The organism is Lentzea kentuckyensis (assembly GCF_002150765.1).
Taxonomy (GTDB): domain Bacteria; phylum Actinomycetota; class Actinomycetes; order Mycobacteriales; family Pseudonocardiaceae; genus Lentzea; species Lentzea kentuckyensis.
The window spans coordinates 1-19,459 of record NZ_MUYM01000107.1; the positions used below are offsets into that span (position 1 = coordinate 1).

28 protein-coding genes and 1 tRNA gene are annotated in these 19,459 nt (G+C 64.3%); 10 read left to right on the plus strand and 19 right to left on the minus strand.

Features of this window, described 5'->3' with window-relative positions; translation table 11 throughout:
* From B0F77_RS38720 to B0F77_RS38755, 8 genes are all read right to left on the minus strand, one after another.
* Positions 1–969: phage major capsid protein (locus tag B0F77_RS38720; RefSeq protein ID WP_143467142.1), on the minus strand; the 969-nt coding region annotated here is incomplete at its 3' end.
* An 11-nt stretch (positions 970–980) separates the two neighbouring features.
* Complete coding sequence (locus B0F77_RS38725; protein WP_086668034.1) at positions 981–1,706, minus strand: HK97 family phage prohead protease; 726 nt, start codon at positions 1,704–1,706, stop codon at positions 981–983.
* A 38-nt stretch (positions 1,707–1,744) separates the two neighbouring features.
* On the minus strand, positions 1,745–2,971 hold the full coding sequence (locus B0F77_RS38730; protein WP_158102936.1) for a phage portal protein: 1,227 nt from the start codon (positions 2,969–2,971) through the stop codon (positions 1,745–1,747).
* A gap of 308 nt (positions 2,972–3,279) precedes the next feature.
* A complete protein-coding gene (locus B0F77_RS48255) occupies positions 3,280–3,444 on the minus strand; it encodes a hypothetical protein (protein WP_158102937.1) in 165 nt (54 codons plus the stop codon).
* Positions 3,441–3,674 carry a hypothetical protein gene (locus B0F77_RS38740; RefSeq protein WP_211294253.1) on the minus strand — a complete coding sequence of 78 codons (234 nt, stop codon included), beginning with the start codon at positions 3,672–3,674 and terminating at the stop codon, positions 3,441–3,443. The genes B0F77_RS48255 and B0F77_RS38740 overlap by 4 nt, the downstream gene beginning before the upstream one ends.
* 18 nt (positions 3,675–3,692) lie before the next feature.
* Positions 3,693–5,375, minus strand: a complete 1,683-nt coding sequence (locus tag B0F77_RS38745; protein ID WP_211294254.1) for a terminase large subunit — start codon at positions 5,373–5,375, stop codon at positions 3,693–3,695.
* A gap of 40 nt (positions 5,376–5,415) precedes the next feature.
* Positions 5,416–5,892: a phage terminase small subunit P27 family gene (locus B0F77_RS38750; RefSeq protein ID WP_086668037.1), complete on the minus strand. Its 477-nt coding sequence runs from the start codon at positions 5,890–5,892 to the stop codon at positions 5,416–5,418.
* Positions 5,885–6,199 carry a hypothetical protein gene (locus B0F77_RS38755; RefSeq protein WP_086668038.1) on the minus strand — a complete coding sequence of 105 codons (315 nt, stop codon included), beginning with the start codon at positions 6,197–6,199 and terminating at the stop codon, positions 5,885–5,887. The genes B0F77_RS38750 and B0F77_RS38755 overlap by 8 nt, the downstream gene beginning before the upstream one ends.
* A gap of 195 nt (positions 6,200–6,394) precedes the next feature.
* On the opposite strand from B0F77_RS38755, the gene B0F77_RS38760 reads away from it, so the two are divergent.
* The 4 genes from B0F77_RS38760 to B0F77_RS47410 all read left to right on the plus strand — a co-directional run bounded on the left by B0F77_RS38760 (position 6,395) and on the right by B0F77_RS47410 (position 10,068).
* Positions 6,395–7,690 (plus strand): hypothetical protein, encoded by a 1,296-nt coding sequence (locus B0F77_RS38760; RefSeq protein ID WP_086668039.1) that lies wholly within the window; start codon positions 6,395–6,397, stop codon positions 7,688–7,690.
* Positions 7,687–8,127, plus strand: a complete 441-nt coding sequence (locus B0F77_RS38765) for a hypothetical protein (protein ID WP_086668040.1) — start codon at positions 7,687–7,689, stop codon at positions 8,125–8,127. The genes B0F77_RS38760 and B0F77_RS38765 overlap by 4 nt, the downstream gene beginning before the upstream one ends.
* A gap of 562 nt (positions 8,128–8,689) precedes the next feature.
* Positions 8,690–9,358, plus strand: coding sequence for a hypothetical protein (locus B0F77_RS38770; RefSeq protein WP_086668041.1), 669 nt, complete (start codon positions 8,690–8,692; stop codon positions 9,356–9,358).
* 236 nt (positions 9,359–9,594) lie between these two features.
* Complete coding sequence (locus B0F77_RS47410) at positions 9,595–10,068, plus strand: hypothetical protein (protein ID WP_143467143.1); 474 nt, start codon at positions 9,595–9,597, stop codon at positions 10,066–10,068.
* Here B0F77_RS47410 and B0F77_RS38775 read toward each other — a convergent pair.
* Complete coding sequence (locus B0F77_RS38775) at positions 10,052–10,270, minus strand: hypothetical protein (RefSeq protein ID WP_086668042.1); 219 nt, start codon at positions 10,268–10,270, stop codon at positions 10,052–10,054. The genes B0F77_RS47410 and B0F77_RS38775 overlap by 17 nt on opposite strands.
* Positions 10,271–10,316: 46 nt before the next feature.
* Between B0F77_RS38775 and B0F77_RS38780 the strand changes: the two genes are divergently transcribed.
* Entirely contained in the window at positions 10,317–10,637 is a 321-nt protein-coding gene (locus tag B0F77_RS38780; protein WP_086668043.1) for a hypothetical protein, read from the plus strand.
* Here B0F77_RS38780 and B0F77_RS38785 read toward each other — a convergent pair.
* Both B0F77_RS38785 and B0F77_RS38790 read right to left on the minus strand, forming a co-directional pair.
* The gene (locus B0F77_RS38785; protein WP_086668044.1) at positions 10,634–11,350 is read right to left on the minus strand and encodes a DNA cytosine methyltransferase; all 717 of its coding nucleotides are present in this window, start codon (positions 11,348–11,350) and stop codon (positions 10,634–10,636) included. The two genes, B0F77_RS38780 and B0F77_RS38785, sit on opposite strands and share 4 nt — an antisense overlap.
* Before the next feature lie 21 nt (positions 11,351–11,371).
* Positions 11,372–12,241 carry an HNH endonuclease gene (locus B0F77_RS38790; RefSeq protein ID WP_158102938.1) on the minus strand — a complete coding sequence of 290 codons (870 nt, stop codon included), beginning with the start codon at positions 12,239–12,241 and terminating at the stop codon, positions 11,372–11,374.
* Positions 12,242–12,601: 360 nt separating this feature from the next.
* Between B0F77_RS38790 and B0F77_RS38795 the strand changes: the two genes are divergently transcribed.
* The 4 genes from B0F77_RS38795 to B0F77_RS38810 all read left to right on the plus strand — a co-directional run bounded on the left by B0F77_RS38795 (position 12,602) and on the right by B0F77_RS38810 (position 15,428).
* Positions 12,602–13,336: a hypothetical protein gene (locus B0F77_RS38795; RefSeq protein ID WP_245849229.1), complete on the plus strand. Its 735-nt coding sequence runs from the start codon at positions 12,602–12,604 to the stop codon at positions 13,334–13,336.
* Positions 13,333–13,908: a helix-turn-helix domain-containing protein gene (locus tag B0F77_RS38800; RefSeq protein ID WP_086668047.1), complete on the plus strand. Its 576-nt coding sequence runs from the start codon at positions 13,333–13,335 to the stop codon at positions 13,906–13,908. Before B0F77_RS38795 ends, B0F77_RS38800 begins: the two co-directional genes overlap by 4 nt.
* Before the next feature lie 78 nt (positions 13,909–13,986).
* Positions 13,987–14,826: a hypothetical protein gene (locus tag B0F77_RS38805; RefSeq protein WP_143467145.1), complete on the plus strand. Its 840-nt coding sequence runs from the start codon at positions 13,987–13,989 to the stop codon at positions 14,824–14,826.
* Positions 14,823–15,428, plus strand: a complete 606-nt coding sequence (locus B0F77_RS38810) for a hypothetical protein (protein ID WP_086668049.1) — start codon at positions 14,823–14,825, stop codon at positions 15,426–15,428. Before B0F77_RS38805 ends, B0F77_RS38810 begins: the two co-directional genes overlap by 4 nt.
* A gap of 115 nt (positions 15,429–15,543) precedes the next feature.
* Here the strand turns inward: B0F77_RS38810 and B0F77_RS38815 are convergent, their stop codons facing one another.
* Genes B0F77_RS38815 through B0F77_RS38825 form a run of 3 tightly spaced genes read right to left on the minus strand, consistent with a single transcriptional unit; the run spans position 15,544 to position 17,408 of the window.
* A complete protein-coding gene (locus B0F77_RS38815; RefSeq protein WP_086668050.1) occupies positions 15,544–15,894 on the minus strand; it encodes a MazG-like family protein in 351 nt (116 codons plus the stop codon).
* Positions 15,895–15,899: 5 nt separating this feature from the next.
* A complete protein-coding gene (locus B0F77_RS38820; protein WP_143467146.1) occupies positions 15,900–17,180 on the minus strand; it encodes a phage tail fiber repeat family protein in 1,281 nt (426 codons plus the stop codon).
* A gap of 27 nt (positions 17,181–17,207) precedes the next feature.
* Positions 17,208–17,408 (minus strand): hypothetical protein, encoded by a 201-nt coding sequence (locus B0F77_RS38825; protein ID WP_086668052.1) that lies wholly within the window; start codon positions 17,406–17,408, stop codon positions 17,208–17,210.
* A 124-nt stretch (positions 17,409–17,532) separates the two neighbouring features.
* Here B0F77_RS38825 and B0F77_RS38830 point away from each other — a divergent pair.
* Positions 17,533–17,607: transfer RNA gene (locus B0F77_RS38830), tRNA-Leu, on the plus strand.
* A gap of 146 nt (positions 17,608–17,753) precedes the next feature.
* On the opposite strand, the gene B0F77_RS48260 is transcribed toward B0F77_RS38830, so the two are convergent.
* The 5 genes from B0F77_RS48260 to B0F77_RS48265 all read right to left on the minus strand — a co-directional run bounded on the left by B0F77_RS48260 (position 17,754) and on the right by B0F77_RS48265 (position 19,359).
* Positions 17,754–17,930 (minus strand): hypothetical protein, encoded by a 177-nt coding sequence (locus B0F77_RS48260; protein ID WP_158102939.1) that lies wholly within the window; start codon positions 17,928–17,930, stop codon positions 17,754–17,756.
* 156 nt (positions 17,931–18,086) lie between these two features.
* Complete coding sequence (locus B0F77_RS38835) at positions 18,087–18,311, minus strand: hypothetical protein (RefSeq protein WP_086668053.1); 225 nt, start codon at positions 18,309–18,311, stop codon at positions 18,087–18,089.
* Between the two features lie 10 nt (positions 18,312–18,321).
* A complete protein-coding gene (locus B0F77_RS47415) occupies positions 18,322–18,720 on the minus strand; it encodes a hypothetical protein (RefSeq protein WP_158102940.1) in 399 nt (132 codons plus the stop codon).
* Positions 18,721–18,988: 268 nt separating this feature from the next.
* Positions 18,989–19,186: a hypothetical protein gene (locus tag B0F77_RS38840; RefSeq protein WP_086668054.1), complete on the minus strand. Its 198-nt coding sequence runs from the start codon at positions 19,184–19,186 to the stop codon at positions 18,989–18,991.
* The gene (locus tag B0F77_RS48265) at positions 19,183–19,359 is read right to left on the minus strand and encodes a hypothetical protein (RefSeq protein ID WP_158102941.1); all 177 of its coding nucleotides are present in this window, start codon (positions 19,357–19,359) and stop codon (positions 19,183–19,185) included. The genes B0F77_RS38840 and B0F77_RS48265 overlap by 4 nt, the downstream gene beginning before the upstream one ends.
* Between the last annotated feature and the right edge of the window lie 100 nt (positions 19,360–19,459).

Here is a 19,459-nt window from a genome sequence, read left to right on the forward strand (position 1 = left end):
GGCGGTCGGGACCGACCGCCCGACGGTGCGAACCTTGGTCTTGGCGCGGCGCGTGGTGGTCAGGAGATCCGTGTCCCACGCCTGCGACTGCGTACCGGAAACCGTTGCGAGACCTTCGAAGTTCTCGCCGGTGCCGTCGCCCGCGACAATCTGATCTTCGAGTTCCTCTTCGAGTCCGTACTCCAAGAAGTTGTCGATCAGTGTGCGAATCTGTGCAGCGTCAGACAAAGCGCGCTTAGTTGCCGGAATCCAGTGCGCGATCGTCTTAACCGGCGTCGACACCTTCGCCGTGGTGAGCGACGATTCCGGCTTCGTGCCGTTGGCCGTGCTGGTCGCCTCCGCCACCGGCGCGGCGGCGTTCGTAAAGCCGGTGACACGCACATATTCGACGGTGTCACTCTCGGTCGTGCCCGGCGTGATCAAGTCACGCAACATCAGTGGGCGCTGGAAGATGTCAGCGCCAACCTGGAGACCGAGGTAGTCGTTCTGGACGAGCGCACCGGCCGAGGTGTCCGAGGTGCCGGTGATGAGGGCCTTGGTGCCACGCTTCGGCACCAGACGCGTGAACCCGGTCGGGCGCGACGCAACGCGGTGCTGTTTGCTGAACTGTCCACCCGGGACAGACGAGATCAGTTCCTTGTACTCGGCCGAGTCAACGTAGAGCTGACCGAGAGACTTGCGGCCGTCCGGGACAATGAGGCCGGTCGGGCTGGTCTTCACGCCGGAGTCAGGCTCGAAGTCGAAGCCGGTCCCGAGGTCTCGCACGGCGGCGCGGATCTTCGCGTCGGACTTCGCGGTTTCAAGCTTCTTCTTCACGGCTTCCGCCTTGGCGAAAGCCGTCTGAACCTCGGCGCGCTCGGTGTCGTTAAGGTCTCGATCCTCAGCGTCTGCCTTGTCGGTCAGCGTTCGGATTGCGAGAAGGCTGGCCTTCAGCTCTTCGGCCAGCTCCTCAACCTTCTTGTTAGGCAAGGGGTTTCTCCTCAGTTCGTGAGCGTCAAGACATCGACCTCAAGAAGGGCGATGTCGGTGCGCAGACGTGCCGAGGCGGTTCCGGACCTGGCATGAACGGGCTCCGGAGTGGCCACAGTGGACGGATCCGGGGTTGGTTCAGGCGTGGCTGGCGTGGCCTTGTCGTCGTGCGTGTTGTCGGTCTTCGTGGTGTCGGCCGTGGCCGGTCGGACCGGCGGACCTTCCTTGCGTGCCTTGATGTCCAGCAAGCTGGTTGCCTGGTTGACACCGATCAGACACGGGCCGACTTCGTAGAGCTTGAGCTTGCGCAGCTCGTACACGTCGCGGTCGTCTCGTTCGCCCCATCCGGCGTCGATGACGTCGAACGCAAACGAAAACTGTGTGACGCGGCGGCCCTTGAGCAACCTGTAAATCTTGCTTGTCTTGCTTCGGGTTTCGGCGAGGTCGTCAGGATCGAGTTGCGCTCGGACCCACAGACCCTCGGCTCGTTCCTCGGCTTCGAGTACGTAGCCGATGTGGTAGTCAGGATCGTTTGCCGCGTGCGACCAGAGCACGGGAATCGGGTCGCCCGACGCCTTCCAGTCGGCAAGCGTGTCGGTGAACGCGCCGGGGAGAACTACATCCCCATACGAGTCAACGTTGTTGAACGCGCTGACGATTGCCTCAAAGACACCCTCAGCCGTTCCGTCTTGAGTCCCGGCCGCCTTGATCGTGACCGGGGCAGTCTTGATGTGCATAGAACTTCCCCAAGGTTGCCGTCACGGACGGCTCGGATTTACTGGTGTGCAACGAGATCCGCGACAGGTGCCCGGTCAAGGCGTGTTGCCTCGATCGACTTCGGGGCGCTGTCACGCGGAGATGCTTGCCCGCCAACGAGAACGTTCAGCGGAACAACGAGTTCGTCGCCGTCTTCGTGCTGTGGCAAGTTGAATCGGGCGCGCACCTCGTTGGCGGTCATCCACGGACGACCCGCCGCAGTGCTGGCGGCAAGGGCTTGTTCCTCGAACGAGCCGCGCATCTTCTCGGCGATGTTGAACTCGGCGTACACGTCTACCGAGTCGGCCATGTCCGGAAGTACTTGCAGCGCAATCTCTTGCGAGATCATCGTGAGCCACGGACCAAGACAGTCCTGATACAACATGTTGTGCTGCTCACGAATGTTGCTGAACGTGGCGTGATCCAAGATGCCGATCATGGGCGGCGGAATGAAGTACGCCGAACACACTTCCTCGCGCGTCAGCTTCCGGCTTTCGACGTACTGGGTTTGCTTCGAGTCCATGCCGACGCTGTTGAGCGACATGCCGTCTTCGAGCAACGGCACGCCGCCGACGTCGCCACCGGCGCCGGTGTACGCGGACCGGAATTGAGACGTGAACCGCTCACGCGCTTCGGGCGACCAGCCGGGGGCGTCGACCGGGCGCGTGATCCACGCGGAGTGCCGGGCACCGTTGCGCCACATGCTTTGCCGCTGGCGCGTTGCTTCGTACTCCTCGATCAGCAGCGATCGCAACGCGTTCATCGGACTGTTGCCGGACCACGGGTTTTCTGGGTCGTAGCCCCGAAAGTGCACGACCTGGTCTGCCGGGAACCGGCGCACCTGGGAACGGTCAGTCCACGTGGAACGCAACGGCCGGATCTCGAACTCGTCTGGCGAGAGCCAACTACTTCCGACAGGACGCACGCGGGACGGCGGAACCGGCACCAGGCCGAGGAGGTCATTGCCGTCGCGGACCTTGACCCAGTACGCGCGGTCGTATACCGCGAAGTCGGACACAAGAGTCTGGATCAACCGATATGTGGTGATCGCAGGATTCGGCCGCGCGAACAACTGTGCAACCGGATGATCGGTCAACCGAACACGGTCCACATCAGACTGGCGGCGGTAGAAGTGCAGGCCCAACTGTGCGATGTTCCTCGCGAGGAAGTTCACGACCGTCCGCACTTGAGCTTGTGTTCGCCAGATGGTGGCGAAGTCGGCATACAGTCCGTCGGTGAGCTGCACCGACGATGGCGGAAGTACTGGCAGTAGCGGCGTGGTAGCCGACGTCAGTTGTCCAGACGACACAACGAAAGCCACGGCCCGATCACCCCACAACCTGTATGAAGTGGACGGACGTGCGCTCAACGACGACCTCGCCGTCGAGTGGTTGAGGTTCCCTTCCTGGCAAGAGAAGCTGCGCGTTCCGCAGGATCAACAGAGGGCCGTGTTGCGCCCACAGGATCCCGGAGAACGCGCGGCCTTCTTGGTTCACGACAACGCTTTTGCGGATGAGACGGCGCCACGACCCCACACGCGCCCCCTCTCGTCTATCACTGTTCGTCGGGGGATGAGTCGTCGCTGTCGACCGTGACCCACATGCTCAGGATGTGACCGCTCAGCCGGTCGTCGTCCATCAGCAAAGACGCGGCGGCCCGCCACAGACGGGGGTCGTCTAGCTCGACCTCAACGCGAACCTTGCTGGCGGCCGACGTCATTCGTCCTCACCTCGGAAGACGACCGTGCGCACGGCGGCATCCTTGGCTTCCAACAGCTTTCGCAGCGCAACAGTGAACTCCGGGTTGTCCGGGAGATCATCGATCAGGGCGGCGGCGAAGTCGTGAAATGCTTCGGCTACGTCTCGCGCATACTGGTGCGTCAGATGACCGAAGCTGAAGTACTGTGCAATGTGGACGGTTGATGAGTGACGCCCGGAGACGTTGATCAAACCTGCTCCGTTCTAGGGTCAGATCACTGAGAGGTCGTGGTCTTCGTACGCGGATCGACGCGGCGGTTGCCGTGTCATCGCTTCCGACATGGCGATCGTCAATGCCGAGACGGCGTCGATCTTGTCGGCGCTGGAAGCCTTGTCCGGCTTGACGTTTCCGGATGCGTCGACTGCGACGGCGAGGTTGTCGACCATCCACCGGACCGCCGGATTGCCGTTGTGTCGCAACAGGGGCGTGCCGCCAGCACCGGCGAGCACCACGCGTTGAAGCTCTTTCAGTGGTGGCGACAGCGTGTGCACGCCCTGTCGAACCTTGACCAGGGGTGCGCCGTCGGCGGCGAGGTCGTTGCTGAGCTGCGAGGCGTTCCACGGGTCGTAGCCCAAGCTGCGCACGGTGAACCGTTCGCGGTCGGCGTTGATCTTGACCCTGATCGCGTCGTAGTCGGCGACGTTGCCCGGGGTCACCGTCAGCAGCCCGGAACGCACCCACACATCAGCCTCACCGGCCGTTCGCTTGTTCAGCGAGGGCAAGTTTCCGTCAGGGGTCCAGAGCCGCCAGAGCGCGTCATAGCCGCCGTTCTCGTCATCCGGGAACAACCAGCACAACGCACACAGGTCCGAAGTGGACGCGAGGTCAAGACCCCCGTAGCACTCACGGCCCGCCAACGCGTCGGCGTCGACCGGCACACCGCCGTTCGCGTCCCACGCGTCCAACGTGATGAACCTCGTGAGTTGCTTCGTCCTCACCCCCAGGTGAAGACGAAGGAACGCCGCGAGATCCGCCGGAGACTGCCGCGCCTTGTCCGACGCAGCCTGTAGGTACGCCCGCGTCGGCGACACCCCGTAACCCGGGTTTGCCTTGGCCCACGTGGATTCTGCATGCGGGTCGTCGTGTTCCTCGGCCGCCCACACCACGCCGTAGGTGGCGTGGTCGACCAGGACGCGGCGAGCGAGTTGCTCCACATAGTGGCGGCGCCGCGCGTAGATCGTGCCCGGCTTCCCGGCGTCGGCCGTCGTGATCGTCACCAATAGCGGTTGCCGCCGCGAACCCGTGCCGGTCTCCAGAGCCTCAACGAGATCCGGCGACTTGTGCACGTGGAGTTCATCGACAATTCCACAGTGGATGTTCGCGCCGTGCTGCGCGTCGCCGACACCCGTGATCACCTCGGCGTAGGACGCCGACGGCCGATGCACGATGCGCTTGATCGTCGTGTGAACGTACGGCTTGAGCGCCGGTGAGGACTCCGCGAGTTGCTTGATAGGCCCGAAGACGAACCCGGCTTGCCGCTCATTGGTAGCGGCTGTGACGACCTGTGCGCCGGGTTCGCCGTCGGCCCCGACCATGTACAGGGCGATACCGCCGCCGATGGTGGACTTTCCGTTTTTCCGTGGCACGTCAACGTAAACCGAGCGGACAACGCGCACGTACTCGGCGGCGTCGTCATCCCAACGCACCCACCCGAAGACCGGCGCGATGATGTAGGCGACCTGCCACGAGTCCGGCTTGAGGGGCCTTCCTGCCCACTGACCCTGCGTATGTCGCAACAGAGCAAACGTTGTGAGCACGTGGTCAACACGAGCAGGATCGAAGACGGCGTCGGGGGCTTCGCCGGGGTCCGGCGTCTGGATCAACGGCGGGCACGTCGGCAATGGGATCCCGCGCGACAGCATGTAGTGCGCGACTTCGCGGGAGATCTTCAAGCGCTCCAGGCGTTCCCGCGATGGCAGACGGATCCGGCGGCTAGGACCCGAGTCCGGCGAACGGGTTGACGGCGTCCTCCTGGTCACGAGTCCGCCCCGCTTCCTGGGATCGGATCGTCGACCGCGCGGACGGCGTCAACCCGAACTCTTGCGCGAACGCGCGGATCATCGCAGCCGCGTCCCGCTGAATCTGCAACGCCGGGTTCCGGACCTGCGTCCCGTGGAGACCACGCACCAACACGTCCGTGTCACGGAGTACCGCGCACGCCCGCCGGTGCGTCACAACCGCCTCGCAGTAGCAGAGCAGCGAGTCACGATCAGCCGGAAACGCAACGCCCATAACGGAAAGCTCGTTGACGGTGTAGTCCCACACCTGCCGGACGTCGTCGGCTACCTCGTCCGGGCACTGCGGAAGTCCGATGCGGGCAACGGGTTCGTCGGTGTTGATGCGGCTCTTTCGGTCGCCGTCGAGCAGCCGGAGTGCGGTTGGTTTCTGGCGGGGTCCGCGCTTACCCATGGCTGACCGCCACGCTGTTGCGGGAGACGCCCGTCCCGTCGAGTTCACAGCGGTTCGAGTCGGGGTTCCACAGGGTGCCGGGCATGCCGCACACGCCGTCGTACGCGTGCTGTTGGAGCACGTTGCCGCATGACCTCGCGACCGTGACGTGAGCCGGGCACGCGGCGAGGCTGGTGAGGCCGTGCATGTCGGCGTCGTCAATGAGGACGTGCCACGCCGCCGGGCGTCCGCACTTGGGGTGTTCGAGCGTGTCAGCGTGGCCACACACCGGCCGGTGGTCGTTCATCAGGTCACCGATGGAACCCATGGTTGACCGCCTTTCAGGGGTGGGTTGGAGGCGCGTGACGCGGTGCGGGAGCTGGCGGTCCGGCGCGTCTCGCGTTGGCCGGTGTTGAGCTCGCAGGATCAGCGCCGTATTGCCTGGTCAGAGGGGTGCTGTAACGCTACGAGCTGCACCCGTGATATAACTTTGGAACATCATGTGACGAAGTTTGGAGTCAGGGTGAGCGCCAAGGAGCTATACGACCGCCTCTGCGCCGACGGCACCGAAGCCGCAAGCTTCGGACTGGACCTGTCGCCGGAAGCCAAGGCGTTCCGCGACGCCGAGGAGAACGCCACAGCCACAGCCAACGATGAGGGCTTCGCTCTCTTCTCAGAACGTTGGTACGAGGTGTTTGCCGCCAGCTACGAATTCGTGCTCGACAACACGCCGGAACCAACCCCCGCCATCGGGACCTCACTCGATTTCGCCCTGGTCGCAGACCTCAGAAAGGAAGACATCACAGTCACCCGCCGCTACCGGCGCCGATACGGGGAAGACCACCCGAACCCATTCCCCAAAGAGAACGGCGTCATCGGACGTTCCCCATGGTGGAGCGCCGACCGTGTCGACGAACTCAAGGCCTGGACACCAACCGGACGCGGCAAGGGAGGCGGGCGCCCGCGCAAGACGACCGCCGCAGACACCCCGGCAACGGGCGCTCAAACGCACGCTGACAGGCCCGCCGTCATGACCGGCACCGACCAGGCCGCGCCCGACCCGCTGGCCCCTCTCGCGCCACTGAGGCCTATCAACGGGCGCGCGACCAACGACGTGTTCCGCAACCTCCAACGCGCTAAGGACGACCGCGACGTCTGGGGATCCGCCGGTGAGACGTTCAGCTTCACCAGCCACGAGACCTACCGCGAACAAGCGATGAAGTGGTTGGGAGACAACAGCGAACTTAGCCAAAAGACCATTGAGGCAGCCGACTGGAACGAGGTCTATGACTACTTCCGCGCTCAGAGGCACGGCAACGACACCGCCCCCGAAACGACCGCATCTGAACCCGCGCCCGCGCCCGCATCTGAACCGGCGCACGACCCAATCGGCCCGCGCCGCATCTCGGACAACCCCGAACACGACGGAATGAGTCTCTGGGAAGTCGTCCTCTACGAGAACCGCAAGGCACGGCAAGCACGCATCGATGCCAAGCAGAAAGCCAAGCTCGACAAGGCATACAGTGCACCGACCGTCACCGACCGCGACACCGCCGCCAGGGTCTACGTGGATGTTGTGGAACCCGGCAAAGCCGTCATCATCGGCCCCGGCTTTCAAGCGCGCGCCGGTGTCGACACCGAATCACGTACCCGCCGCTACTGGGTCGAACTGTCCGCATCGGACACCCACGCCGACGACGTCGAGAAGCACATCGGCAACGCCCGCACCTACGCCAAAGCTGGCGAAGTAGTCGCCCAACACCACGGCCTCACCAACTACTACGTCGAAGTCGACCACGAGATCGGACAACGCTCATGACCGTCACACCCCGCAACTACAGCGAAAAACTCCGAACGCCCATCCGAGAGACGCACGACCTACCGCTACCCGCACGCGAATGGCCCGGACAGCTAACAGTCGCCACAGCGGTAGCAATCGCGCTCGCACACGTCCCGGACGACATCGACCCCGCCGACGTCGCAGCCGTCGAAGACCTCTTGAGAAACCTCCCGGTCAACGTCGACGGCCTCACGGCCAGACTGACCGCCGACCAATATGACCTACTCGCAACCGTGCTGTCCCCCGCCTGCGAGTACATGCACGCCAACGGATACGCCGACAACCCGGAGTACCCCGAAGACCAATACGCGGCAAGCCTCCTCGGCTCGGACGGCGGCCCCGCCCTCGTGTGCTTGGTGCACCACGCGGCGTGTCGGCCCATGCCCCAGAACCCCGCTCCTGAGAAAAGCCGGTAGCCGGTCCGCCGACCGGAACCAAGCCCCCGCATGAGAGCCACTCTGCGGGGGCTTTCCCATGCCACCGGCACAACCCCACCTCGCCGAACCGGTACGGCCCGCACAGACGCACTCAGCGCCCCCGCACGGGCCACCCGTTGACGACGTCCACCAGGACCACGGACCCAGAACCGGCGCAACTCGAACCACACCGAATCAGCGACCAGCCGCCCACCAACCCACCGTCCAACCGCCCACCAGCCACCACACCGCCAGCATCGTCCCAACAGGACTGACACCGATTGGTCCACCCAGTGCCGGCGAATTCCGAGCACGGATTGGCTTAGTTCCAAGCATTACACTCAGTTACGAAAACCTGGCACGCGAATCGCTGCCTCACCGGCGGCGGCATGGCGGCGGCGGAGAACCAGGGATTTTGACCCCATATCCCCATGATCGTTACCCTTCGTAACCACCATTTGGGAGGGATTGGTCTAGTTCGGTCGCTAGGCCATTCGGGTGCACGGTGCGCATTGGTCTACTTCGATCGTGGTGCCTGGTCGTCGGTCTACGCTGTCCGGTTATGGCTGATCAGGATGAGCTTGGGGCGCTGCCGGAAGATGTCGAAGCGACCGGACCGGTGATCTTGTGGACTGTGTTGTACGTCCGTCCGCGACCGGGGGTGTTTGTTGCGCCTAAGGATGTGAACTACACGCTGATTGACCGTGCTCGGACGTTCCTCGCCAGCACGGGTGTTGAGCAGTTCGCGAAGTTCTACGGGGACTTGTATCGGATCGTGGGCCGTACTGCCGATCATGTTGAGAAGTCGCGCGAGGTTGTGGAGCTTCACCGTTGGGAGGTAGTTCGTGAGCATGTGGAGACGAACGGCGGTGAGGTGTTGTGTGCGTATGTGCCGCTGACTGGTCTGGTGCCGGACGATCTGGAGCCGGGTGGGGAGTTCACTCACCACGCGGTGCAGATGACCCCTGGGTTGGCGGAGGCGTTGCTGGCGAACTACACGGATGGTGCGCGCCCGTTGAATGATCAGGTTGTTGATGGGTGGGCTTTTCGCCTTCCGCACTGGGTGGATGATCCGGAGTTCACCAGCATTCACAATGAGGTTCATGTTGGTCGGGATGGGAAGACGATTGCGGGTCAGCACTTGTTGCATGCTGTTGTTCGTTCGGGTGTGACGGTGCGTGTGGATGTGGTGCACAACTCTGAGAAGTCGTGGCCGGGGGTGTCGGCGTGACGGACCAGTCAGGGTTCCTCGATCGGGGCCGGAAGTGTGCGCCGTCGGATTCCTCGGGTGACGTGTGGCAACCTTTGTCGTATCCGTCTGACCGCTTCCTGGATCGGGGGCGGGAGTTTTCTCCGGCGGAGCGACTTCGGTGGGCGTTCGGCATTGACCATGCGGAGGCGACGCTTCTGCTGAGTGCCGTCGGGCGTGACATTGACAGGGCGCGATGGTTGTTGGAGACGCGGCCAATGTCAGACGTGTTGTCCCTGTTGGACGGCCCGGAGTTGGGGCCGTTGATTGCCTATGATCCCCGTTGTACGGGGCCGATTCCTGACCTGCTGGTGCCGTTCACGTCGTTCGTTCACAGCCGTGTTTCCGTCACGCCGGAGTTGGCTGCGGATCTTGTTGAGTGGGCGGATAATCCGCAAGCTGTGGTGTGGCCGCGTGTGCGTTCCATTGCTGCGGCGATGGTCGATCCTGACCGGCCGTGGACGAGTTCGCCGGATCATCGTGTGGTGGTTGATGAGCGTGGTCGAGTTGTGGACGGTCTTCACCTGTTGCATGCGGTGGTTGATGCCGGTCGTGCGATCACGCTAGATGTGTGGCACAACATGCCGCGCGAAGCTGTGGAGATGGAGCGTCGCAACCGGCGGCGGCCTCCGGCTGACTTTCTGGCGGGTCGGCGTCTGCGCCGTGCTCCTGGGACTACTGATCAGGGGTGAAGGTGAGGGTGTAGGCGTTGCCGGGCTTGAAGTGTTCGGCGACGCTGCCCTTGACGACCATCTGAAGTGAGAGTGTGGGGGTTGCTTCGGCCCACTCTTTGTTTCGGTCGTCGTCGTAGTTGGGTGCGAACCACAGGGTCTGTTGGTCGCGGAAGCTGGGAGTTTTGTTGGTGCACTTGACCTTTGCGGTTACTGCTACCATCTGGCTCCCTCTTTCCGTTGCGGTATAGACGTTGTGGAGTTGGTTGATGTCGTGGCCACCTGAGGTTCCGTACTTCGAGCGTCGGACGGTCAGGTTCGACGATGCCGAGCAGGATGAGACGGCGCGGGTTGTGGCGGGGACGTTTGTTCCCGATCGGTCTCGAAAGTTTGACGGCGGGGTGATCGAGGTGGGTGCGTCCTCGTTCAAGGATCTGGACTTGTTCTGCACGGATGACGGAATGTGGATCTTGTATTCGCCGCGTGGCGGTGTAACTCCAGCGTCGTACAACCGGATCTCGGATGAGGCGGCGCGGGAGTGGTTGTTGGGTAAGGGTTTTGTTGATGCTGTGGCCGAGTTCTTCGGCTAGAACGCGGTGAGTTGTGCGGGTGTTTCGGTTGCGCCCCATGGGTTGAGGGCGGCGGCGCCGATGTGGTGGGTGTAGGCGGGTGGGATTGCTTCGCAGATCTCGCGTATGGCGTCGCGGATGGTGGCGCCGCTGGTGGTGACGTCGAGGTGTGGGAGGTCCATGTATTGGCATGCGGTGCTTTGCCAGGTGTGGCTGTGTTTGCCGCCATGGATGCTCATGTATGGCGCGTCTGGCGTGGGTAGGTAGCTGTTGCGGGTGCACGGCCAGACGTGCCGGGGGTGTTCGGGGATGGGGACTGGGAAGTTGGTCTCGAAGAGGCGGTGTCGGTAGATCTTGAGTCCGAACATGGTGCCGCAGAGCTTGACGGGGTTGATGAGTTCGCGGTGTGCGGTCTCTACGTTCTCGATGACGTAGGGCACGTGTTGCGCTCTGAGTGCCCGTCTGATGGGCGTGATTAGGTCCGGGTAGGTGCGGACCTGGTTGTAGGCGTTGAGGCGCGAGAATCGTTGACAGGGTGGCGATGCGTGGATCGCGTCGTATTCGTGGCCGTGGCGGTCGAGGTAGTCGAGGGCGTCGGCTTGGTGGAACTGGTGTCCGGCGTAGCGGGGTTGTGGCCGGATGTCGACGCCGGTGACGTGGTATCCGGCGCGTTGGTAGCCGACGGCGGCGCCTCCGCCGCAGCAGAACAGGTCGAGCAGTCGGGGCTGTGGCACGGGGCGTTACCCCCGCAATCGTCAGCCGTGTTCGTGGTGCCACGCCTCAATTAGTTCGGTCCAGCGGTGTGGCCGTTTGGCGGTGACGGCGCGTGCCATGCATTGGTCGCGTGTGGCGTTGATCTGTATGTGTTGTGCGCCAACGAGTTGATCGGCTAGGCGCGGGTCGCAGGTGATGATCCAGACGCGGGGGGCGTGGTGTTTGCGGGTGAGGCGTGCGAGGAAGGCATCTCGCATTTCGCAGACGAACGGGACGAAGTGTGCGGGTTGTGCGTGGTCGCCGGGTGCGCCTAGGGCGAGGGCTAGGGCGTCGAAGTCGAAAACGATGTCACCGGGTTGTTTGCGTTGCGCCACATAGGTTGTTTTGCCGGAGCAGGGTGAGCCGCTGACGACGATGACGCGGTTGTCTACGCGGTAGGTGCGCGGGTCGCGTGTGCGTCCGGCTTGGGTGATGCCCATTTCCTGCCCGGTTTTCTTGTGGTGGCAGGGTGCGCAGAGGCTTTGGTGGTTGGCGGGGTCGTACATGGCGCCGCCGATGGCGCGGGGGATGACGTGGTCGACTTGGTCGGCTGGTTGGCCGCACATGTTGCATGCCGGATGGTGTGCGAGTTGGACGGCGCGGACGCGGCGCCATCGTCCTGTTGAGCCGGTTCCCCAGTGGTCGTTGCCACGGTGGCGGGTGCGTTGTTCGTGGGTGCGGTCGCGGTGTTTGTGGTTGTCGCACTTGGTGTCTGTGGTGAGGGTGGTGCAGCCGGGTTCGGTGCAGCGGGTGGGCGGCGACGTCGGCATGCGGTACACCCCTGTACCAAGTTGTGGTACGCCCATGTACCAAAGTTGTAGGCCCACCAGGTGTTCTTCATGCCGGATCGTTTGGATATGGTCCCGCGTCATGCCTACCCAACAACCTCGGACGGACGACCCTCCGGTGTCCCTCGACATGTCTTTGCAGCAAGGAATCTTGTTGGCGGTGATGTACCGGTCACCGGATGTCCCCCGGCATGCCATGGATCTCGCGAGGACAACCGGTATCTGTGTCGATCCGTTGTGTCGGCTGATGAGCACGATGGAGACCAGCGGTTATGTCGTGAGTTGGTTGGAGCCTGGGGCCGTTGCCGCCGCTGAGGGACGTGTCTCGGGCCGGTACTTCCTTCTGACGAAGGTTGGTGTGTCTGCGGTTCGTGAGGCGGTGCTCAGGTTCGGGCGCCGTCTAGGTGATCTTGATGGGCTGCCTGTTTCGGACGGGGGGCGATGATGCTGGACGTTCCCGCGTCGAATGATGAGGCTCAGGCTGGTCCGATTCCGGCGTGGGAACCGGAACTCAGGTCCCTGATCATGACTCGCCCGCGTGCTGTGATCGTCGGTTTGTTGCTGCCGGATTCAGAGTGTGGTCCGCCGAGGAAGCTCACGTCAGCTGAGATCACCGCTGAGTCGGGGCTTGGCCCTACCACGGTCACAGCGAACATGAGGCCTTTGGCGGCGTCTGGTTGGTTCGGGCTGTGTTGGCAGGAAGGCCTTGACCCGTATGACTTTGCGAATCTGGAGGTGCGACGTCAGATCTTCGTTCGGGAGGAGCTTCGCGAAGCACTTTCGTTGCGTCTGAGGGACTTCAAGGAGAAGACCCGACATGAACCCAATCGGCAGATTGAGTACGCAGCTCCGCATGTCGGTGTCGGTGGCGTCCTGCGTGATCACGTTGAGCTGTGGAGTGGGGGACATCTGCCGAAGTACCGGAGAGAGATTCTCTTGTACTGCTTGAAGGATCCGACGCGGTGCTACGAGGCGAAGGAGTTTGTTGGAGTGACGGCGCTCGGGATCAATTCGGCGCGTCACCGTTTGATCCAGTGTGAGGAAGCTGGCTTGATGGTGAGCAAGATTAAGTGGTTTCCGGAGGATCGCACCCGTCGGCGTCTGTTCATGTTGACGGAGAGCGGTTTGGGCGTGGCGAAAGCCCTCGCGGCGTCGCCGTGTGGCGAGGGGGAATCGTGACGTCCGATTCGGACGGTCGTGGTGATCTTGAGGGGCTGGCGGCGCGTCTGGCGGATGAGCTTGCTCGGGAGATGCGCGCGGTTCAGGATCGGGCCAAGAAGTCCGCTGCGCAGATGGCGGCAATCGTTGGGCGCCAGCAACCTTGGTGGTCCAAGCTGACATCCGGTTATGTGCGTCAGCCGAAGGTTGACGTGTTGCGGGCGCTTCTCATGGCGCTCAACACAGATGAGGCGGATATTGAACGAATCGCTGATATCGCAACAAGGTTGAACGATTGCTACGTCCGCCACTCACGCCCGTTGGGGCGCATGACGGATGATCCGGAGGGGATTGACCGGCGGGTGGCTGAGTTGGCCGGTTTGATCGGCGATGCTGTGAAGAGGTCCACGTTGACGGCGGCGGAGGTGTCGCGCCGTGTGGGCAGGACTGAGGGGTACGTGACGAGGGTGATATGCGGGCGGTTTCAGCGGCCGGATCCGGTCACGTTGAAGGCGGTTGCGTTCGTGTTGGGGATGTCGGAGGCCAAGGCGGCGCGGGTGCGCGTGCTGGTTAACGAGTTGAGTCGCATGTAACGCCGTGGCCGCTGGTGCGATACCGTCACCGCAACGTCGCAACAGCAGCGTTGCGACGTTGCGAGGGAGGTGTTGACCTTGGCTGGTGTTCCGGCGTCGGCGACGCAGCTCGCCGACGCGGTGCGGGCGATCGCGGAGCGCGAGGGCATCAACCTTGATCGGCTCATGGCGTATGTCGATGTCGACGGCGCTTGTAGGCACGACAAGGCGTTGTGGGGGCCATGCGCGGAGTGCGGTCGCCCGGCCGTGCCGGACGCGGTCTGCCAGGAAGTCGACGCGCACATTGACCGGGTGTCCGGCCGGGTGTTGCGGGACCGCCTCACCGTGGCCGACGTAGCGGCCCTCAGAGGCGTCTCAGAGGCCACTGTGCGGTCTTACCGGTCGAGGTACCCAGAGGGACACCCGAACGCGTTCCCGGCGCCTCTGGAGGGCGTCAGCGGGCCGATCGTGTGGGACGCGCGTCTGCGGCCCGCGTTGCTGGCGTGGCGCTCGGTTGGCCGGGGTGTCGGCGGGGGCCGTCGGCGCGCAGCTCCGGCGCCGGTCGCGCCGGAACGGGTCGAGGTGCCCCCGGTCGTGACGCCGCGCCGGATCCTGATCACGGCGCCGTGCCTTGATTGGCTGGCCGGTACGCAACGGTGGATCGACCTTAAAGACGGTGACAGGGCGGTGACCGATGCCTGTGACGCGGTGTTCCGGAAGATGATCGACGCACCGGCGAACGCCAAGGGTGCCGTGCGGATCACGGTCGAGTCCGCCGATGAGGCTGCGGCACTGTTGATGTGGGCCGGATATCACGAGGAGGTTGCCGCCGTGAACAAGGGCGACGGCGCGCAGAGCCTAGGCGAGTACAACGCCGCGCGTGCGTTCGTAGACCGAGCAACCAAGTTGCACAACGAGTTCAGGGAGAAGAGGGCATGAACGGGAACAGCACTCAGACGGCGGCGATGCGGGCAAACTCGACTGTCGTTCTGGTGGATCACGTGAGTCGGCACCGTGCGTTGGTGCACGGCCAGGGGTTTCACGCGATCGTGGATCGCGCGGGTTCCAACTTCACGGTGAGAGTTGATGAAGGCACGGAGGTTCTCGCCGATGTGCCGAGCGGACCGGACGGGTTCGTGCGCGCGGCGCAGACGGTGGCGGAAGCGCAGGGCTTGGCGCCGGGTGCGTTCACGCTTGAGGTGAACCGTGTCCAGTTCGGACACAGCGATTCACAATCGCCGGTGTTGCGGGAGAGTCGCACGTTCGCTGTAGCGGCGTCGGTGTGCGAGTACGTGAAGCGCTCGGAGCCGGGACGGCCTGGTGTGGTGGGCTACATGTCGGTGTGGAGCCACATTGCGAACTCTGACCAGAAGCAGCACGTTGACGGCCACGTGTTCATCACGGTTGATCGCATCGGCGCTGAGTGGTTCTGGCGGTTGGCGCGCGACGTGTTCGAGTCCTCTGGCGACGTTGAGGCCGAAGACCTCGCGCGGTGTGTCGGCGAGGCGTTCCCAGAGTCGGATCCGTCGGGTTGGCTCTGATGTCCTGAGGTGTTCTGGGAGTCCCCCTGTGGCTGTTGCCGCAGGGGGACTTTCGTGTTTCAGAGCAGGGAAAGGAGGTCGGTGAGGAAGGTGAGGATGCAGCCGATGAGACCGGTCATGGTGGAGTTCCGTTCTTGGTCGTGATGCGGTCGTGGATGGTGTTGAGGCGGCGCGTGAGTTGTCTGTCTGCTGACGGCGTCAACGTGAACAGCGCGACGGATGCGGTCACGATGACGTCGGCGAGTTCGGCGGCGAGGTGTTCGACGTTGCCCGCGCGTGTGTTGGGGGTGAGCTTGCGTGGGTTCTGTCCGGCCATGGCGCCCATTGCTTCGTGGGCTTCGCCGAGTTCTTCGGCGATTTTGCCGACTCGCCACTGTAGGGCGTCGCCGTAGCAGGCGGGGTGGTCGTCGAGCCACCTGGTGATGTTGGCGATGCGCTGCCAGTAGGGGTCTCGGGTGATGTCCATTGTGGTCAGTTCACCGGGCCGAGGTTTTTCGCTGTCCAGCAGAACGGGAAGGATTCGGATGCGTAGAGCGCTCCGGCGCCGGATGTTTTGTTGGCGAGGATGAAGCGGATGTTGCCGCCGTCGAGGTGTCCGGCTTCGACGACGAAGCCGCGTGCCGAGGTGATGCCTCGGTATGGCGGCGGATACCAGGCGGGGTCACCTTCTACGGCGGGCGTGTTGGTGCCGCTGGCGAGGTAGCGAACCACTGTGGCGCCGACGATTACGGCGGCGTCAAAGAACGCTTGGGTGTTGTCGGACTTCATGGCGTTGATGCCGAGTTCGACCCAGTCGCCGACGTTGGCGGGGAGGTCGAGGGTGAAGTCTGCGGGGAGTCCGTTGGCGGCGCCGGGGCGGCTCCATGCGCCGCCGGTGTCGGGTAGCGGGGTGATGTTGCCGCTGGTGATGTAGGCGGTGCGCACCACGGGTTTGGTTGCGAGGGCTGAGAGGGCCGCTGGCAGGCCGGTGACGTCGGCGAGGGTGTGCGTGTGGGCGGCGGCGGCTTTGGCCGCGAGGGCGGCGTCTAGGCCTGTTACGTCGGCGGTGATGTGGGTGTGCGCTGTCGGCGCCTTGCTGTCGAGGGCGGCGGTCAGTCCGGTGACCTCACCGATTACGTGCGTGTGTGTGCCGTCCGCCTTGCTGGCGAGCGTCGCCGTAAGGCCTGAGACCTGGTCCTGTGTATGGGAATGCGGGCTGTCGGCTTTGGTTGCGAGCGAGGTGGTCACCGCGGCAACCGTTGCGTAGGGCGAAAGTGCGGTTGCGAGGCGCGCGGCGTTGAAGTACTGGGCGTGGTCGTCGTCGGCGAGGCCGGTCAGTGCGCCGTGGTCGGTGACGCCGCCGCCGGGGGTGGCTTCGAGGGCGTCTACGCGGGCGTCGAGGGCGACGATGTCGGCGGAGGTGGCGTAGGAGACGGCGGGGATCGGGGTGACGGCGGGTTGCACGTCGGCGAGTTCGAGTGTGCCGACGGTTGCGCGCGGGACGGCTATGCGGTAGCGGCGGCGGGGCTGGTCGTCGAGTGCTTCAACGACTTCGTACGTCCAGCCGCTTGGCGTGATCGCGGGGTCGTCGGTGACGGGGAGCGCGATGGTGAACTGACCGGCGATGACTTCGGCGGGGTAGACGTCGGGCAGGACGATCGTGTCATCGGCAGTGACGCGGAGCGGAACGGGTGCGACGAAGTACACGTGTCCGTTGGGGGCGTTGCCGTTGGGCATCGCGGCGTAGCGACCGTGGACGTTGACGGTCTGCACGGACGATGGGAGCGGCACGGGCACCCCCTATGGCGTGTTGTCGGGTCGTGCGGGTGCGCTGATGTCGCCGCCGGGCATTGGCGGGTCGGTTGCTTCGAGGTCGTTCAACGCGGCGGTGATGTAGCGGCCGAGTGATTCGGTGAACATCACGCCGACGTGGAGCTCATCGCCGTCGGCGGTGACGAAGTAGATGTTGCGGGCGTTCTTGTTGCCGGTGCGCCAGCGCATACGGGTCTTTCGTCCATTGTGGTGGGTGTAGTGTTGGCGGTGTTTCCCGGCGCGGTCGCTTAGGTGTAGCGGTGCATCCGGTGGGCGCCGGGGAACACCAATGGTGCGCGCTACGATCAGCGCTGCCCCCGTGGCCCAACTGGCAGAGGCGCGCGGTTCAAGGTCGTGTTGAGTGTCGGTTCAAATCCGACCGGGGGCACTCACGCTTGTTGTCGTTGAGCATGGCAACGATTCCTGCTCCGACGCTGAGCGCGACAGACAGCGCGTAGGCCCATGCGTGGCCGGTGAGAAGCCCGATGACGATGCACGCGAGTGCGAGGACGAACAGCGCGATTGCGGCGGGCATTAAGCCGGTTCGGGGGCGTTGTCGGTGTCGCCCTGGTCGCCGCCGACGGCGGCGGTGTCCTCGTCTCCGTCCGGCGTGGGGGTGATGTCGGGCTGCGCCGGGACGGGCGGCGCTGGTGGCTGTTCCTCGCGCGGGTCGGCGTCGGCGGGGCCGGGGTATGGCGTCGGATCGGTCATCGCGCTGTCTCCTTTGTGGACCGGACATGGTGAAGCCCCCAGGCTGTGAGGCCTGGGGGCTTCGTGGGGTGATGCGGATGTGCGGACCTTCGAGCGCATCGACCCGGGGCGCGGGCAGAGTTCTGCCCGTGGCATTCACCCTGCTATAGCGGCCGGTCAGGTTTCAAGTGGAACGATGCGATGACCACGCGGCGGGGTGACCGCTAGGACGGCTTGGGCCTGGTCGAGGTCGTAGAGGGCGCGGCGGTCGGTGCTGTAGTCGACGACTGTGCAACGTGCGCGGATGGTGGGGACGGGCCGTTGGGTGATGTGGGCGAGGGTGCGGCGGTCGATCAACACCCGGTCGGGTGAGATGTTGATGATGGGTTCGTGTCGGCCCATGGGTTTCCTCCTAACCGGCTTGGGTTGTCATTGTGGTCCGGCGTAGCTCGATCAGGCGTATCCAGTCATAGGGTTCGCGGCAGTCGGTGCAGCGGCCTCCCTCGATTCGCGGGCCGTAGGGGTCGGCGGGGTTGTCGATTAGTGCCGGGTAGACCTGGCCGTGACAGTTGGCGGCGAGGCAGTCGCCGACGGGGCGGGGTGGCGCGTCGCGGGAGAGGCGGCGGGTTTGTGAGTGGAGTTCGCGGATGTTGTCGGCGACGTCTGCGATCCATGGTTGTGTTGCGCACCAATCGATTTGTCCGAGCAGCCATCCGATTTCTTTGGCGAGTTCCCGGGGTGGGCGTGCCGGAATGCCTAGCTCTGCGCGGAGTCCTTCGTTGATGCCGTGGATGGTGCCGAGCATGGACATGACGTCGCCGTCTGTGTCGTCGGGTCCGTCTCCTGTGGATCGGCTGCGGTAGTCGTCGGCGGCTATTTTGCTGTCGTCGGCGGGGCTTCGGCTTTCGAAGCCGGGGGCGCGGCGTCCGCCGTCGCCGCCGCGTCCCCGGCTTTNNGGCGGCGTAGCGCTCGATCTCGCGCAGATGGGTTCGGATGTGTTCGGTGCACCGGTCGCATGCGAATCGCGCCCATGCATCCCGTCCGCATCCTGTGAGGGTGCACAGTCCCATGTGGTCACCTCATGGGGTTGGTCCGACGTAGAGGTAGCCGTGTGGCTTGGTGTTGTTGAGTAGGGCGAGGTCGAGCGTGAGCGTCTCGCCGGTGTCTGCCTTGCGGCACATCATGATCCGGCCGATTGCGTGCTCGATGTCGATCTCTTGTCCGTCGCGGTTGCGGCGCCAGCGTTGCCCAACGTTCGGGGTGGTCTTGTCGTTCACGCGCCGCGCCCGTTGTCGATGGCGGCGCCGATGACGGCGCATGCGAGGAAGGCGGCGGCGCCGACGGCGGCGAACTGCCAGTAGCCGCTGAGGACCCATCCGAGGAGGCCGCCGAGGAGGCCGAGGAATCCGAATGCGGCGAGCACGGGAAGCCTTTGCGGGTTGTCGTTCACGTTGTCTCCCTTGGGTTAGCTGAGCCGTGTGCTGCCTCGTCGCATGCGTTTTTGGACGGCGTGGGCGCGGAGGGGTGCGGGAGGTTCGGGGGGTGCGGAC

Coding starts and splice junctions, on each gene's coding strand:
- B0F77_RS38725 (WP_086668034.1), bottom strand. CDS start 1,706: ATGCACATCAAGACTGCCCCGGTCACGATCAAGGCGGCCGGGACTCAA.
- B0F77_RS48255 (WP_158102937.1), bottom strand. CDS start 3,444: ATGACGTCGGCCGCCAGCAAGGTTCGCGTTGAGGTCGAGCTAGACGAC.
- B0F77_RS38750 (WP_086668037.1), bottom strand. CDS start 5,892: ATGGGTAAGCGCGGACCCCGCCAGAAACCAACCGCACTCCGGCTGCTC.
- B0F77_RS38755 (WP_086668038.1), bottom strand. CDS start 6,199: ATGGGTTCCATCGGTGACCTGATGAACGACCACCGGCCGGTGTGTGGC.
- B0F77_RS38765 (WP_086668040.1), top strand. CDS start 7,687: ATGACCGTCACACCCCGCAACTACAGCGAAAAACTCCGAACGCCCATC.
- B0F77_RS38770 (WP_086668041.1), top strand. CDS start 8,690: ATGGCTGATCAGGATGAGCTTGGGGCGCTGCCGGAAGATGTCGAAGCG.
- B0F77_RS47410 (WP_143467143.1), top strand. CDS start 9,595: ATGTCAGACGTGTTGTCCCTGTTGGACGGCCCGGAGTTGGGGCCGTTG.
- B0F77_RS38775 (WP_086668042.1), bottom strand. CDS start 10,270: ATGGTAGCAGTAACCGCAAAGGTCAAGTGCACCAACAAAACTCCCAGC.
- B0F77_RS38780 (WP_086668043.1), top strand. CDS start 10,317: ATGTCGTGGCCACCTGAGGTTCCGTACTTCGAGCGTCGGACGGTCAGG.
- B0F77_RS38790 (WP_158102938.1), bottom strand. CDS start 12,241: ATGACGCGGGACCATATCCAAACGATCCGGCATGAAGAACACCTGGTG.
- B0F77_RS38795 (WP_245849229.1), top strand. CDS start 12,602: ATGCTGGACGTTCCCGCGTCGAATGATGAGGCTCAGGCTGGTCCGATT.
- B0F77_RS38810 (WP_086668049.1), top strand. CDS start 14,823: ATGAACGGGAACAGCACTCAGACGGCGGCGATGCGGGCAAACTCGACT.
- B0F77_RS38815 (WP_086668050.1), bottom strand. CDS start 15,894: ATGGACATCACCCGAGACCCCTACTGGCAGCGCATCGCCAACATCACC.
- B0F77_RS38825 (WP_086668052.1), bottom strand. CDS start 17,408: ATGCGCTGGCGCACCGGCAACAAGAACGCCCGCAACATCTACTTCGTC.
- B0F77_RS48260 (WP_158102939.1), bottom strand. CDS start 17,930: ATGACCGATCCGACGCCATACCCCGGCCCCGCCGACGCCGACCCGCGC.
- B0F77_RS38835 (WP_086668053.1), bottom strand. CDS start 18,311: ATGGGCCGACACGAACCCATCATCAACATCTCACCCGACCGGGTGTTG.
- B0F77_RS47415 (WP_158102940.1), bottom strand. CDS start 18,720: ATGTCCATGCTCGGCACCATCCACGGCATCAACGAAGGACTCCGCGCA.